Genomic DNA, 12833 nt, shown 5'->3' with positions numbered 1-12833 from the left:
CACGGCCTAGAGGTTCGCCGCGTGATCGGGGACGTAGGTCCGCAGATCGCGCGGTGAGCGCTCGTAGCCGGTCGACGACGGCCTGGACGGCAGCTCGAGCACCGGCGGCGGCACGTCGTGGTACGGCACGGAGTCCAGGAGATGGGCGATCATGTTCAGCCGCGCCCGGCGCTTGTCGTCGCTCTCCACCACGAACCACGGCGCCTCGACGATGTCGGTGTGCACCATCATCTCGTCCTTGGCCCGGGAGTAGGCCTCCCAGTGGGTGATCGACTCCAGGTCCATGGGGGACAGCTTCCAGCGGCGCAGAGGATCCTCCAACCGCCGCCGGAAACGGTCCTGCTGCTCGGTGTCGCTCACCGAGAACCAGTACTTGCGCAGCAGGATGCCGTCCTCGGCCAGCATCCGCTCGAAGATCGGGCACTGCCGCAGGAACAGCTGGTGCTCCTCCTTGGTGCAGAAGCCCATCACGTGCTCGACGCCGGCCCGGTTGTACCAGGAACGGTCGAACAGGACGATCTCCCCGGCGGCCGGCAGATGCTGCACGTACCGCTGGAAGTACCACTGGGTCCGCTCGCGCTCGGTCGGCTTGGGCAGCGCCGCGATCCGCGCCACGCGGGGGTTGAGGTGCTCGGCGACCCGCTTGATGGTGCCGCCCTTGCCCGCCGCGTCCCGGCCCTCGAACACCACGACCAGCCGGGCGCCCTCGGCGCGCACCCACTCCTGGAGCTTCACCAACTCCGTCTGCAGGCGCAGCAGCTCCCGCTCGTACGCCGCGCGGGGCACCTTCGCCGTCCTCTTGTCGGTCATGCCGTCTCCCTCGCCCGATGTCCTGCGTCGATGCGCCCAACGTAGTCCCCGGCTCCCCGGTCCGAGGAGCGGGACACCGTACCGACCGGCCGCGCGAGGACGGGGCGTTCTCCGGCCCGGCCGGGACCCATGGCCCTCGTTCCCGGGAACCCGTCCGGCGCAGAGTGGAAGGACGTGACACCGCTGGACCAGGCGAAGGACGGGCTGCCTCATGTACTCCGATGACGGCTTCCGCGAACTCGAGCGGCACGACTGCCTGCGGCTGATGGCCCGGGCGCCCGTCGGCCGCGTCGTCTACACCCGACGGGCCCTGCCCGCCGTGCTGCCGGTCGACTTCGCCCTGGACCGCGACGGCGCCGTCCTGCTGCGCACCTCCGCGGCCTCGGAACTGGCCCGCGCCGTCGACGGCGCGGTGGTCGCCTTCGAGACCGACGAGGTCGACGTCGCCCGGCGCTCCGGCTGGAGCGTCGTCGTCACCGGGCGGGCCACGGTGGTGACCGACCCGGCCGAACTCGACCGCCCGGCCCGCACCGGCCCCGACTCCTGGGCGCCCGCGCCGCAGGAGGTCCTCGTCCGCATCGAACCCGAGCTGGTCACCGGGCGTGAGCTGGTCGCCGGCCGCCCCCCGTACGGGCTGCACCTCATCGCCTGAACGCCGGTCCCCGATCCCGAACAGCCCCGCGCGCAGGGGACGTTCGGCCCGTGGTCCGGGGCCCTGCAGCCCCTCTCGGGGGAGTTGACGACGCGGGACATTGAAGGTGCAACGAGAGTCCACCGCAACCGGCGCCTCCCCCCCCCGAAAGGGATGAGCATCATGGCACTCCACGACCACCCGCACCGGCACCTGGGATTCCGCTTCCTCTCCCCGGGGCGCACCTCGACGGCTCCCGCCTCCGCCGACGAGGCGACCGCCGCGGCCACCGCGACGCGGGCGCACGTGTTCGCCGGGCTCCGCCTGCTGACCGGCTTCGTCTTCCTGTGGGCCTTCCTCGACAAGACCTTCGGCCTCGGCTACGCCACCGGCTCCGGCAGGGGATGGATCGACGGCGGCTCGCCCATGAAGGGATTCCTCGGCTCCGTCGCCGTGGGCCCCATGGAGTCCACCTTCCACGACTGGGCCGGCGCGGCCTGGGCGGACTGGCTGTTCATGCTCGGTCTGCTCGGCATCGGCCTCGCCCTGGTCGCGGGCATCGGCCTGCGGCTCGCCGCGGTCGCCGGAACCGTGATGATGGCGCTCATGTGGGTCGCGGAGTGGCCGCCGGCCAAGCACCTCTCCGACGGGTCGGCGAGCATGTCGACCAACCCGTTCGCCGACTACCACCTCGTCTACGCCCTCGTCCTCATCGCCCTCGCGGCCGCGGGCGCCGGGGCCACCTGGGGCCTGGGCAGGACCTGGGCGCGGCTTCCCTTCGTCAGCCGCAACCGCTGGCTCCTGTGAGGACCCGCGTGACCGCACGGACCGGAAGCACCTCCGCCCACCGGCGGCGGTGCTTCCGGTCGTTCGTGGCACCCGGCCGGTTCGGGCGCGGCCCGGAACGGGACGATCGGGTGGCCGGGCGGAGAACGGGGCACCGGGGCGAGTAGGGCCGGTCGGCCCTGGCCCTTCGGCCCGGTATCGAGCAGGATCTACTGGGACAATGGCCGGCAGTACCCGTTCGGGCGAGGCCCGGCCGGAATTCGGACGATGCAGAGCGATGCGGAACAAGGAGTATCTGATGGCGGACGGCGAGCAGCCCGGACCCGGCAACCCGATCCGGGTCTTCCTGCTGGACGATCACGAGGTGGTTCGGCGCGGGGTGCACGACCTGCTCGACGACGAGCCGGACATCACCGTGGTCGGCGAGGCCGCCACCGCCGAGCAGGCCCTGGTGCGCGTGCCCGCCCTGCGCCCCCAGGTCGCCGTGCTCGACGTACGCCTCCCGGACGGCGACGGCGTGTCCGTGTGCCGGGAGCTGCGCTCCCAGATGCCGGAACTGACCTGCCTGATGCTCACCTCGTTCGACGACGAGGAGGCACTGCTGGACTCGATCATGGCGGGCGCCTCCGGTTACGTGCTGAAGCAGATTCGGGGCTCCGACCTGGTGTCGGCGGTGCGGACGGTGGCCGCCGGCCAGTCCCTGCTCGACCCCAGCGCCACCGCCAAGCTGATGGCCCGCCTGCGCCAGGGCCAGGAGCCGGAGCCCGAGCCCGACGCCCTGCCGGGACTGACGGAGCGGGAGCGGGAGATCCTGGCCCTCATCGGTGAGGGGCTGACCAACCGCCAGATCGGCCAGCGGCTGTACCTGGCGGAGAAGACGGTGAAGAACCACATCTCCCGGCTGCTGGCCAAGCTCGGGGTGGAGCGCCGCATCCAGGCCGCCGTGATCGCCACCCAGGCCCAGGACCGGCTCAGGAACCAAGGCCGCTGACGCCACCGGGCGAGCCGCGGGGCCGGAGGCCTCCCGGCCCGCCCCGCCACGTCCCCCACTCCCCGCCCCGTCCGGGCCCGCGCCATGAGCGCGCCGGAGGGGCGTCGGTGTGTGCGCCGTCCGTGACCCGGTGCCTTCCCCCTCCGGCGGCGGCCGTGCGCGGACGGGAGGGCCGACCGGCCCCGGCTCGGGGACCATGGGGACGTTGCGGGTCCCGCCCTCCGCGTGGTGTGTGGAGGGCGGGAACATCGACGGTGCGCCGGAACGCACACGGTCCCGCCGGACGGGGTACCCGGCACCGGGGACCAGTGCCGTCCCGGCGCCGTGCGAGGAGGATGCCATGGCCGAGCGACCGCTCGACGCGGACACGGTGAGCGCGCTGGTGGCCGAGGCCGCCACAGCGCCGTCCATGCACAACGCGCAGCCCTGGCGCTTCCGCTGGCTGAGCGGCGAGCGCGTCCTGCTGCTGCGGGCCGACCCCGAGCGGGCCATGCCCCGCTCGGATCCCGACAACCGGGCGCTGTACATCGGCTGCGGGGCCGCCCTGTTCAACCTGCGGGTCGCCGCGGCCCACGCGGACCTCGTGCCGCGGACGACGCTGCTGCCCGAGCCGGACGACCCGCTGCTGCTCGCCGCCGTCCGTCTGGCCGACGCGGCCGGGGCCACGGGCGGCGAGGAGCTGGTGCGGCTGCACCCGGCGATCCGGCAGCGGCACACCAGCCGCCACCCCTTCGCCGAGAAGGACATCCCCGAGGAGGTGCGGGCCGCGTTGCAGGGCGCCGCCGCGCGGGAGGGGGCCGCGCTGGACTTCCCCGGCCCCTGGCACTCCGAGACCGTGCTCGACCTGGTGCGCGACGCCGAGAGCCGCGACGTCGTCGACCCGCACGTCAACGAGGACCTGGTCCGCTGGACGCGGCTCGGAGCCGAGGCGGACACCGCCGTCGACGGTGTTCCCGAGTACGCGTTCGGGCCGCGCAGGCGGGACGGCAGGGCCCCGGTACGGGACTTCACGGGCCGCCGGCAGGTGGCCGACCGCGGCACCACCGACTTCGAGCGCACCCCGCTGCTCGCCCTGCTGAGCACCCCGGGGGACGGTCCCGCCGACTGGCTGCGGGGCGGCCAGGCCATGGAACGCGTCCTGCTGGAGGCCACGCTGGCGGACCTGGCCACCTCCCTGAGCTCCCACTCCCTGGAGGACCGCACCCTGCGCCTGCTGACGCGCGACCCGGGATCGGGCACCGGCAGCGTGCAGATGGTGCTGCGTCTCGGCTACGGCCCGCGGGGCCCGGCCACCCCCCGCCGCCCGGTCCGGGACGTGCTGGAGTTCGCGTGAGCGGGACCGGCTGATCGGGCCGCCCGCACGAGCGGGCGCCGGCCGTCTCGCCGGTGGCACGAGCCGACGTCGGCGACCGCGGGCGTCGGGCGTGGGTCAGGCCGCGGAGGGCGCCCCGGGTCCGGACGGCTGCGGGGCGGGCAGCATGGTCAGCAGCATGACGCTGGGCTCGGTGGCGCGCACCGTGTGCGGCAGGCGGGCGGGCAGGTGGATCCAGCTTCCCGGACCCGCCTTCGTCCTCTCCTCGCCCAGGGTGAGGTCGAGCCTGCCCCGGACGACCTGGACGACCACGGGCAGGGCGGAGGTGTGCTCGGTCAGTTCCTGGCCGGCGGCGAAGGCGAAGCCCACCACCCGGAGGCGGTCGTCGCGGTACAGGACGCGGCTGAGGGTGCCGTCCTCCGGCACGGGCAGTTCGGCGGCCAGGTCGGCGATCACGGTGACGGTCATGTGGGGCACCTTCTCAGATCCGGGACGGGAGAGGGGCGAGGGCGTGGGCCGGGCCCGTCACGGCAGGCTGCTCCAGTACGGCCAGAACCGGGTGAGGACGAGCAGCGCGATCACTCCGTACCAGGCGCCCAGGAGCATCCAGTGCGTGTCCCGGAGGACCGCCCGCGCCCCCGGGGGGACGCGGAAGATCCCGCGCTCCAGGCAGTGCAGGGCGGTGTACCAGAACAGGGCGATGGTCACGACCCACACGACGGCGCAGTAGGGGCAGAGCTTGTCGAGCGTGTACAGCGACTGGCCGATCAGCCAGTGGACGAACACCACCCCCACCAGCGACCCGGTGGTGAGCGCGAGCCACAGCCGGCGGTGCAGGTGCGCTCCCGAGAGCACGGCGACCCCCAGGGCGGTCACCGCGGCGAACGCGCCCAGCCCCAGCAGCATGTTCGGGAAGCCGAACAGACTGCCCTGGGGGCTGGACATGACGCTGCCGCAGCTCACCACGGGACTGATGTTGCAGGGCGGCCGGTAGGACGGGTCGCGGAGCAGCCGCCAGTCGTCCACGGTGAGCTGGAAGGAGGCCAGCCATCCGACGGTCCCGGTGAGGACCATCACCCATCCCGTGCGGCGGCTCGCCCCCACCGCGGACGGGCGCCGTACGGCCGGGGCGTCCGGGGAGTCGGGGGCGAGCGCGCGTCCGTGACTCATGCGGCTCGCCGGGAGCCCGCAGCCGTCCGGCCGCGGCCGGACGCCCCCGCGCCCGGAGCCGGTGCCGGCGCGGTTCGCCGCCGGTAGACCAGGTACGGGCGGGCGAGGTACCCGATCGGTGCGCTCCACACGTGGACGAGCCGGGTGAACGGCCAGGCCGCGAAGAGCAGGAAGGCGGACAGGGCGTGCAGCTGGAACAGCAGCGGGGCCCCGGCGATCGCCTCCGGCTCCGGCTGGAGGACGAACAGGCCGCGGAACCAGACGGAGACGGTCGCGCGGTAGTCGTAGCCGGCGCCGAAGACGTTGTGCGCGGCTGTGGCCGTGATGCCCAGCAGGACGGCCACGGACAGCAGCGGGAAGAGGACCTTGTCGCTGCGGTCGGTGCCCAGGCGGATCTGCCGGGTCAGGAGCCGGCGGGCGCACAGCATGCCCAGCCCGGTCACCATGGCGACGCCCGCCACCGAGCCGGCCCAGACGGCCGTGGTGTGGTAGGCGTGCTCGGTGATGCCGACGGCCTCGGTCCACGCGTCGGGAACGGCGAGCCCCACCACGTGCCCGGCGATGACCATGAAGGCGCCGAGGTGGAACAGCGGACTGCCCCAGCGCAGCCAGCGGTGTTCGAGGAGCTGGCTGGTGCGGGAGGTCCAGCCGAACTGGTCCTGGCGGTAGCGCCAGACGTGCCCGGCCACGAACACGGCGAGGCAGACGTAGGGCACGGCGACCCACAGCAGGAGATCGGCACCGCTCACCGGGGCGGCGGCCGAGGGGGACAGCGCGGCGTTCATCGGGGGCCTTCCGTACGGCTGGTCGGAGCGGGCGGCACACGGGTCGGCGGAGCGGGCACCGGCGGCACGAAGGTGCCCGGAGGGGCGAACTCCCCGTCTCCGTAGGTGCCGTAGGGGTCGAGGCCGACGTCCTCGTTCGGCGGGCCCTCGGCGACGAGCCGGGCCACCGCCGCGCGGTCCGCCTCGGTGGGCGGCGGCAGCAGGGTGAGCAGCGCGGCCAGGACGTGCCGGTAGGGGGAGTCGGCGTCGGTCAGGGCCCGGTGGATCAGCTCCAGGCCGCGGCGGTGCTGGCGCAGCGGGGCCTCGCCGCCACCGGGGCCGGCCAGGGCGGCGAACTCCAGCACGACCGGCAGGTGGTCGGGCAGCTCGCCGCCGTCGGTGTCCCAGCCCGCGGCCTTGTACCGCTGGTTCAGGGTGAGCAGGGCCATGCCCCGGCGGCGGGTGTCGCCGTGCAGGTAGTACGTGAGGTAGAGGCTGCTCTTGCGGCGCAGGTCGAACATCTCGACGTAGTGCCGCTCCAGCTCCTCCGGCTCCTGGCCGGCGAACCAGGAGGCGAAGTCGGCCAGGTGCCCGGCCGCGGGCGTGGCCGGCAGCGCCCCGGCGGTGGCCGTCAGCACCGGCCGGGCCGCGGTGAGTTCGGCGTCCGGGTACTGCAGCAGCAGGGAGCACATGCGCAGCACCAGGGTGCGCGCCTCGGCCTCTTCGGGGGTGAGCCGGGCCGGGCGGCGCACGGCCGCCCGGACACGGGTGCGGACCAGGGCGGGGATCGTCGAGGGCAGCGGACTCATGCGGGGTCTCCCGTGGGCTTGCGGCGCAGGGTGGGGATGCCGAGCATCACCCGTCGGCCACCGGCGTCGGCCGGTTCGCCGGACGACTCGACCGGGCAGCGGTTCTCCATCGCGCTCAGCGCGGCCGCGTCCTCCTTGTGCGCGGCGGGCACGACGTAGCGGTCGGAGTACTTGGCGACGGCGAGCAGCCGGTGCATGTCCTCGGCCTCCCGGACGGTGAGGCCGACGGCCTTCAGCACGGACTCGTCGCCCTCCTCGCCGAGGGAGCGCTCGCGCATGTACGAGCGCAGCGCGGTGAGCTTCATCAGCACCCCGGCGACGACGTCGGCGTCCCCGGCGGCGAACAGCTCCGCCAGGTACTCCAGGGGGATGCGCAGCCGGGTGACGGCGGCGAAGACGTGGTCCGGGTCGTCCTGGTTCCCGCCCGCCGCGTCCACGGCGTCCAGGACGGGGGAGAGCGGCGGGACGTACCAGACCATGGGCAGCGTGCGGTACTCCGGGTGCAGCGGGAGGGCCACCCTGTACCGCGTGACCAGGTCGTACACGGGGGAGCGGCGGGCGGCGTCCAGCCAGTCCTCCGGGATGCCGGACTCCCTTGCCGCGGCGGCCACTTCGGGGTCGTGCGGGTCGAGGAAGACGCCGCGCTGGGCGTCCAGCAGGTCCTTCTCGTCCGGGGTCGCGGCGGCCTCGCCCACCCGGTCGGCGTCGTACAGGAGCAGGCCGAGGTAGCGCAGCCGGCCGACGCAGGTCTCGGAGCAGACGGTGGGCTGGCCGGCCTCGATGCGCGGGAAGCAGAAGGTGCACTTCTCGGCCTTGCCGGTGGCGTGGTTGACGTACACCTTCTTGTAGGGGCACGCCGTCACGCACATCCGCCAGCCGCGGCACTTGTCCTGGTCGACCAGGACGATGCCGTCCTCGACCCGCTTGTACATCGCGCCGGACGGACAGGCCGACACGCAGGCCGGGTTGAGGCAGTGCTCGCACAGCCGGGGCAGGTGGAAGAGGAAGGTCTGCTCGAACTCGAACTTGACCTTCTCGGCCCACTCCCCGGTGAGGTTGGGGTCGCCGCCGGCGTTCTCGGCCGCGCCGCCGAGGCCGTCCTCCCAGTTGGCGCCCCAGGTGATGGCGGTGGGCTTGCCGGTGAGGACCGAGCGGGGGCGGGCGACCGGCATGTCGGGCCCGGCCGGAGCGCTGATCAGGTTGTCGTAGTCGTAGGTGACCGGCTCGTAGTAGTCCTCGATGGACGGCAGGTCGGGGTTGGAGAACAGTGACAGGAGCCGCTTCAGCCGCCCGCCGGAGCGCAGGACGAGGCGTCCGCGCCTGTCGAGCATCCAGCCGCCCTTCCAGTGCTCCTGGTCCTCGTAGCGGCGCGGGTAGCCGACGCCCGGCTTGGTCTCGACGTTGTTGAACCAGGCGTACTCGACTCCGGTGCGGTTGGTCCACGTCTGCTTGCAGGTGACCGAGCAGGTGTGGCAGCCGATGCACTTGTCGAGGTTCATCACCATCGCGATCTGGGCCATCACTCGCATGTCAGTACTCCACTTGCTGGCTGCGGCGGCGGATGACGGTGACCTCGTCGCGCTGGTTGCCGGTCGGGCCGTAGTAGTTGAAGGCGTAGGTGAACTGGGCGTAGCCGCCCGCGAGATGGGTGGGCTTGAGCAGGAGCCGGGTCAGGGAGTTGTGGATGCCGCCCCGCCTGCCGCTGACCTCGGTCTTCGGGACGTTCACGTTGCGGTCCTGGGCGTGGTACATGTACACGGTGCCGGCGGGCATGCGGTGGGTGACCACGGCGCGGGCCGCGACGACGCCGTTGCGGTTGTACGCCTCGATCCACTCGTTGTCCTTGACGCCGATCTTCTCGGCGTCCTCCAGCGACATCCAGATGACCGGGCCGCCGCGGGACAGGTCGAGCATGTACTTGTTGTCCTGGTAGTTCGAGTGGATGGACCACTTCGAGTGCGGGGTCAGGTAGCGGACCGTGACCTCCGCCCGGCCGTCCTCGTGCAGGTGCTCGTCGCCGTAGTGCCGCGGAGTGTTCAACGGCGGCCGGTAGACCGGCAGTTGCTCACCCAGCTCGGTCATCCAGTCGTGCTGGACGAAGAAGTGCTGCCGACCGGTGAGCGTGTGCCAGGGCTTCTTGTGCTCGGTGTTGATGACGAACGGCGAGTAGCGGCGCCCGCCGGTCTCGCTGCCGGACCACTCGTAGGAGGTCATCACGGCACGCGGCTGGGTGCGGGTGTCGGCGAAGGTGATCCGTTCCGCCTCCCGCTCCGAGGCCAGCTCGACCAGCCCCTCGCTGCCGGTCTGCCGCTCCAGCTCGCGGAACCCCTCGGTGGCCAGCCGCCCGTTGGTGGTGCCGGACAGCGCGAGGATCGCCTCGCACATGTCGGAGGCGGTGGCCAGCGAGGGCCGCCCGGCGGCGACACCGTCGCGGACGGTCCCGCAGCGCCGCCGCAACTCGTCGATCTCCTGGTCCGGGTGGACGGTGACGCCCTTGGTGGTGGTGCCCAGCGTGTCGAGGAGGGGGCCGACGGCACGCATCTTCTGCGCGGTGGCGGCGTAGTCCCGTTCGACGACGACCAGCTTGGGCATGGTCCGCCCGGGAACCGGCTCGCACTCGCCGGCCTTCCAGTCCCGTACGACCCCGCCCGGCTGGGCGAGTTCGTCCGGGGTGTCGTGCAGCAGCGGCACGGCGATCACGTCGGTGCGGGCACCGAGGTGCTCGGCGGCCAGGTCGCTGAACCTGTCGGCGATGGTCAGGAACGTGTCGTAGTCGGTGCGGGCCTGCCAGGGCGGGGAGATGGCCGGGGTGAAGGCGTGCACGAAGGGGTGCATGTCCGTGCTGGACAGGTCGTCCTTCTCGTACCAGGTGGCGGCCGGCAGGACGACGTCGGACAGCAGGCCGGTGGACGTCATCCGGAAGTCCATGGTGACCAGCAGGTCGAGTTTGCCCTCGGGGGCCTCGTCGCGCCACACCACCTCCTCGGGCCGGCCCTCGGGCGGGGTCTCCTCGGAGCGCACCGCCGCGTCGGTGCCCAGCAGGTGGCGCAGGAAGTACTCGTTGCCCTTGCCGGAGGAGCCGAGCAGGTTGGCCCGCCACACGGTCAGCACCCGCGGGAAGTTGGCCGGGGCGTCGGGGTCCTCGGCGGCGAACCGCAGCCGCCCGGACTTCAGTTCGTCGACGATGTGCTCGGCGACCGGCCGGCCCGCGGCGGCCGCCTCGTCGGTCAGGTCGAGCGGGTTGCGGTCGAAGCCGGGGTGACCGGGCGTCCAGCCCAGCCGCACGGCCTGCGCGAGGGTGTCCGCGAACCCCTTGCCCTTGAAGCGGCCCTCGCCCAGCGGCGAGGCCAGCTCGTCCGGTCCGAAGGCCTCGTAGCGCCACTGGTCGGAGTTCAGGTACCAGTACGACGTGCCCGCCATGTGCCGGGTGGGGCGCTGCCAGTCGAAGGCGAACGCGAGGTGCTGGAGGCCGGTGAGCGGGCGGACCTTCTCCTGGCCGACGTAGTGCGCCCAGCCGCCGCCGTTGACGCCCTGGCAGCCGGTCATCGTCGTCAGCGCGAGGAAGGCCCGGTAGATGGTGTCGGAGTGGAACCAGTGGTTGGTGCCGGCACCGAGGGCGATCATGGAACGGCCGTTGGTGCGCTCGGCGTTGCGGGCGAACTCGCGGGCGATGCGGGCCGCCTGCTCGGCGGGGACGGAGGTGACCGTCTCCTGCCAGGCGGGTGTGTACGGTTCGGCCGCGTCGTCGTACGAGGTGGGCCAGGTGCCCGGCAGACCGGGGCGCGCGACACCGTACTGCGCCAGCATCAGGTCGAAGACTGTGGTGACCAGACGCCCGCCGATCCGCCGCACCGGCACCCCGCGGACCATGACCGAGCCGCCCTCGGTGCCGCCCTCGTCGAAGCGGGGCAGCGCCACGGCCGCGGTGTCCTCCGCACACTCGAACAGGCTCAGCTCGGGCACGGTGTCGCCCAGGTCGAGGTTCCAGCTGCCCTGCCCCGTCTCGCCCCAGCGGAAGCCGAGCGAGCCGTTGGGCACGACCGGTTCACCGGTGGCCGAGTCGAGGAGGACGGTCTTGGACTCGGCGTTCTCCGTGTCGTGTCCGAGGTCGGCGGCGGTCAGGAACCCGTCCGGGACGAGCCCGCGGTCGTGCTCGCGCAGGGTCACCAGGAACGGGGCGTCGGTGAACTTGCCCAGGTAGTCCCGGAAGTAGGGCACTTCGCGGTCGACCAGGAACTCGCGCAGGATCACGTGGCCCATCGCCATCGCCAGCGCCCCGTCCGTGCCCGGGTGCGGGGCGAGCCACTCGTCGGCGTGCTTGACGTTGTCGGCGTAGTCGGGGCTGACCGCGACGACCTTGGTGCCGTTGTAGCGGGTCTCGGTCAGGAAGTGCGCGTCGGGCGTGCGGGTGACGGGGATGTTGGAGCCCCACATGATCAGGTAGCCGGCGTTCCACCAGTCCGCCGCCTCCGGTACGTCGGTCTGGTCGCCGAAGACCTGCGGCGAGGCGATCGGCAGGTCGGCGTACCAGTCGTAGAAGGACAGCAGGGTGCCGCCGATCAGCGAGTGGTACCGGGCGCCCGCCGCGAACGACGCCATCGACATCGCCGGGATGGGCGAGAAACCCGCGACCCGGTCGGGGCCGTACTCCTTGACTGTGTGCACCTGCGCGGCGGCGACCAGCTCGCTCACCTCGTCCCAGTCCGCGCGCACCAGACCGCCCTTGCCGCGGGCCTGCTTGTAGGCGCGGGCCTTCGCCGGGTCGGAGGTGATCTCGGCCCAGGCGGCCACGGGGTCGCCGAGGCGCCGTCTGGCCTCGCGCCACAGCTTGAGCAGGGCGCCGCGGACATAGGGGTAGCGGACCCGGCTGGGCGAGTACGTGTACCAGGAGAAGGACGCGCCGCGCGGACAGCCGCGGGGCTCGTACTCGGGACAGTCCGCACCGATCGAAGGATAGTCGGTGGCCTGGTGCTCCCAGGTGATGATCCCGTCCTTGACGTACACCATCCACGAGCAGGAACCGGTGCAGTTGACCCCGTGCGTGGAGCGCACCACCTTGTCGTGCGCCCAGCGGTCGCGGTAGAAGCCCTCCCAGGCCGGGTCCCCCTCGCCGAACACGGCGCGCCCGTCGGCGGACACCTCGCGGCGGGTGAGCAGCCTGCGGGCGGCCAGCGGCCAGCCCTCACCGGTACGCGGCGCCTGACGCCGCGCGCTCTGATCGTTCTCCATGGCCGGAACGCTAGGGGGCGCGCACGCCGGCGCACCTGGGCCCGGCGGTCCCTGCCGGACGACCTTCCGGCCCCATCCGGCCGACCGCAATAGGGCCGAACGGTCCTGCCGACGGGGCCCGGTCGGCCGGGGAACGGGTGGGTCCGGAGGTGCATGCTGGGCACTGATCGAACCGCGCAGGCCCGTCCGGACGACCGCATTCAGCGCCTTCCGGGTGGCCGAATCCCCCGTCCCCGGCCGCCGCGGGCGCAGCGCGTACGGAGCGCGGCCCGGTTCGGTCGTGCGTCCGGCCGCACCTCGCGGCCGGACGCAGCAGTGCCCCGACCGGCGC

General features: G+C 73.0%; 11 protein-coding genes. 4 read left to right on the top strand and 7 right to left on the bottom strand.

Features of this window, described 5'->3' with window-relative positions; all coding sequences use genetic code 11:
• Window positions 1-6: 6 nt before the first annotated feature.
• Window positions 7-810, bottom strand: a complete 804-nt coding sequence (ppk2, locus tag AB0N31_RS04315) for a polyphosphate kinase 2 (protein WP_366056816.1) — start codon at window positions 808-810, stop codon at window positions 7-9.
• A gap of 211 nt (window positions 811-1021) precedes the next feature.
• On the opposite strand from ppk2, the gene AB0N31_RS04310 reads away from it, so the two are divergent.
• The 4 genes from AB0N31_RS04310 (at window position 1022) to AB0N31_RS04295 (ending at window position 4551) form a co-directional block, all read left to right on the top strand.
• Entirely contained in the window at window positions 1022-1462 is a 441-nt protein-coding gene (locus AB0N31_RS04310) for a pyridoxamine 5'-phosphate oxidase family protein (RefSeq protein ID WP_366056815.1), read from the top strand.
• A 162-nt stretch (window positions 1463-1624) separates the two neighbouring features.
• Window positions 1625-2248 (top strand): hypothetical protein, encoded by a 624-nt coding sequence (locus AB0N31_RS04305; protein WP_366056814.1) that lies wholly within the window; start codon window positions 1625-1627, stop codon window positions 2246-2248.
• A gap of 277 nt (window positions 2249-2525) precedes the next feature.
• On the top strand, window positions 2526-3218 hold the full coding sequence (locus AB0N31_RS04300) for a response regulator transcription factor (protein ID WP_366056844.1): 693 nt from the start codon (window positions 2526-2528) through the stop codon (window positions 3216-3218).
• A gap of 340 nt (window positions 3219-3558) precedes the next feature.
• Window positions 3559-4551 carry a nitroreductase gene (locus AB0N31_RS04295; RefSeq protein ID WP_366056813.1) on the top strand — a complete coding sequence of 331 codons (993 nt, stop codon included), beginning with the start codon at window positions 3559-3561 and terminating at the stop codon, window positions 4549-4551.
• Between the two features lie 96 nt (window positions 4552-4647).
• Here AB0N31_RS04295 and AB0N31_RS04290 read toward each other — a convergent pair whose 3' ends face one another.
• Genes AB0N31_RS04290 through AB0N31_RS04265 form a run of 6 tightly spaced genes read right to left on the bottom strand, consistent with a single transcriptional unit; the run spans window position 4648 to window position 12502 of the window.
• Window positions 4648-4998, bottom strand: coding sequence for a cupin domain-containing protein (locus AB0N31_RS04290; protein ID WP_366056812.1), 351 nt, complete (start codon window positions 4996-4998; stop codon window positions 4648-4650).
• Window positions 4999-5055: 57 nt separating this feature from the next.
• On the bottom strand, window positions 5056-5700 hold the full coding sequence (locus tag AB0N31_RS04285; RefSeq protein ID WP_366056811.1) for a vitamin K epoxide reductase family protein: 645 nt from the start codon (window positions 5698-5700) through the stop codon (window positions 5056-5058).
• On the bottom strand, window positions 5697-6485 hold the full coding sequence (gene narI, locus AB0N31_RS04280) for a respiratory nitrate reductase subunit gamma (RefSeq protein ID WP_366056810.1): 789 nt from the start codon (window positions 6483-6485) through the stop codon (window positions 5697-5699). The genes AB0N31_RS04285 and narI overlap by 4 nt, the downstream gene beginning before the upstream one ends.
• A complete protein-coding gene (narJ, locus tag AB0N31_RS04275) occupies window positions 6482-7273 on the bottom strand; it encodes a nitrate reductase molybdenum cofactor assembly chaperone (RefSeq protein WP_366056809.1) in 792 nt (263 codons plus the stop codon). Before narJ ends, narI begins: the two co-directional genes overlap by 4 nt.
• The gene (gene narH, locus AB0N31_RS04270; protein WP_366056808.1) at window positions 7270-8802 is read right to left on the bottom strand and encodes a nitrate reductase subunit beta; all 1533 of its coding nucleotides are present in this window, start codon (window positions 8800-8802) and stop codon (window positions 7270-7272) included. The genes narJ and narH overlap by 4 nt, the downstream gene beginning before the upstream one ends.
• Window position 8803: 1 nt before the next feature.
• Window positions 8804-12502 (bottom strand): nitrate reductase subunit alpha, encoded by a 3699-nt coding sequence (locus AB0N31_RS04265; protein WP_366056807.1) that lies wholly within the window; start codon window positions 12500-12502, stop codon window positions 8804-8806.
• Between the last annotated feature and the right edge of the window lie 331 nt (window positions 12503-12833).

Source organism: Streptomyces sp. NPDC051051 (genome assembly GCF_040682975.1).
Lineage (GTDB): Bacteria > Actinomycetota > Actinomycetes > Streptomycetales > Streptomycetaceae > Streptomyces.
The sequence above is the reverse complement of the archived record's forward strand: the minus strand, read 5'-3'. Positions and strand labels throughout refer to the sequence as shown.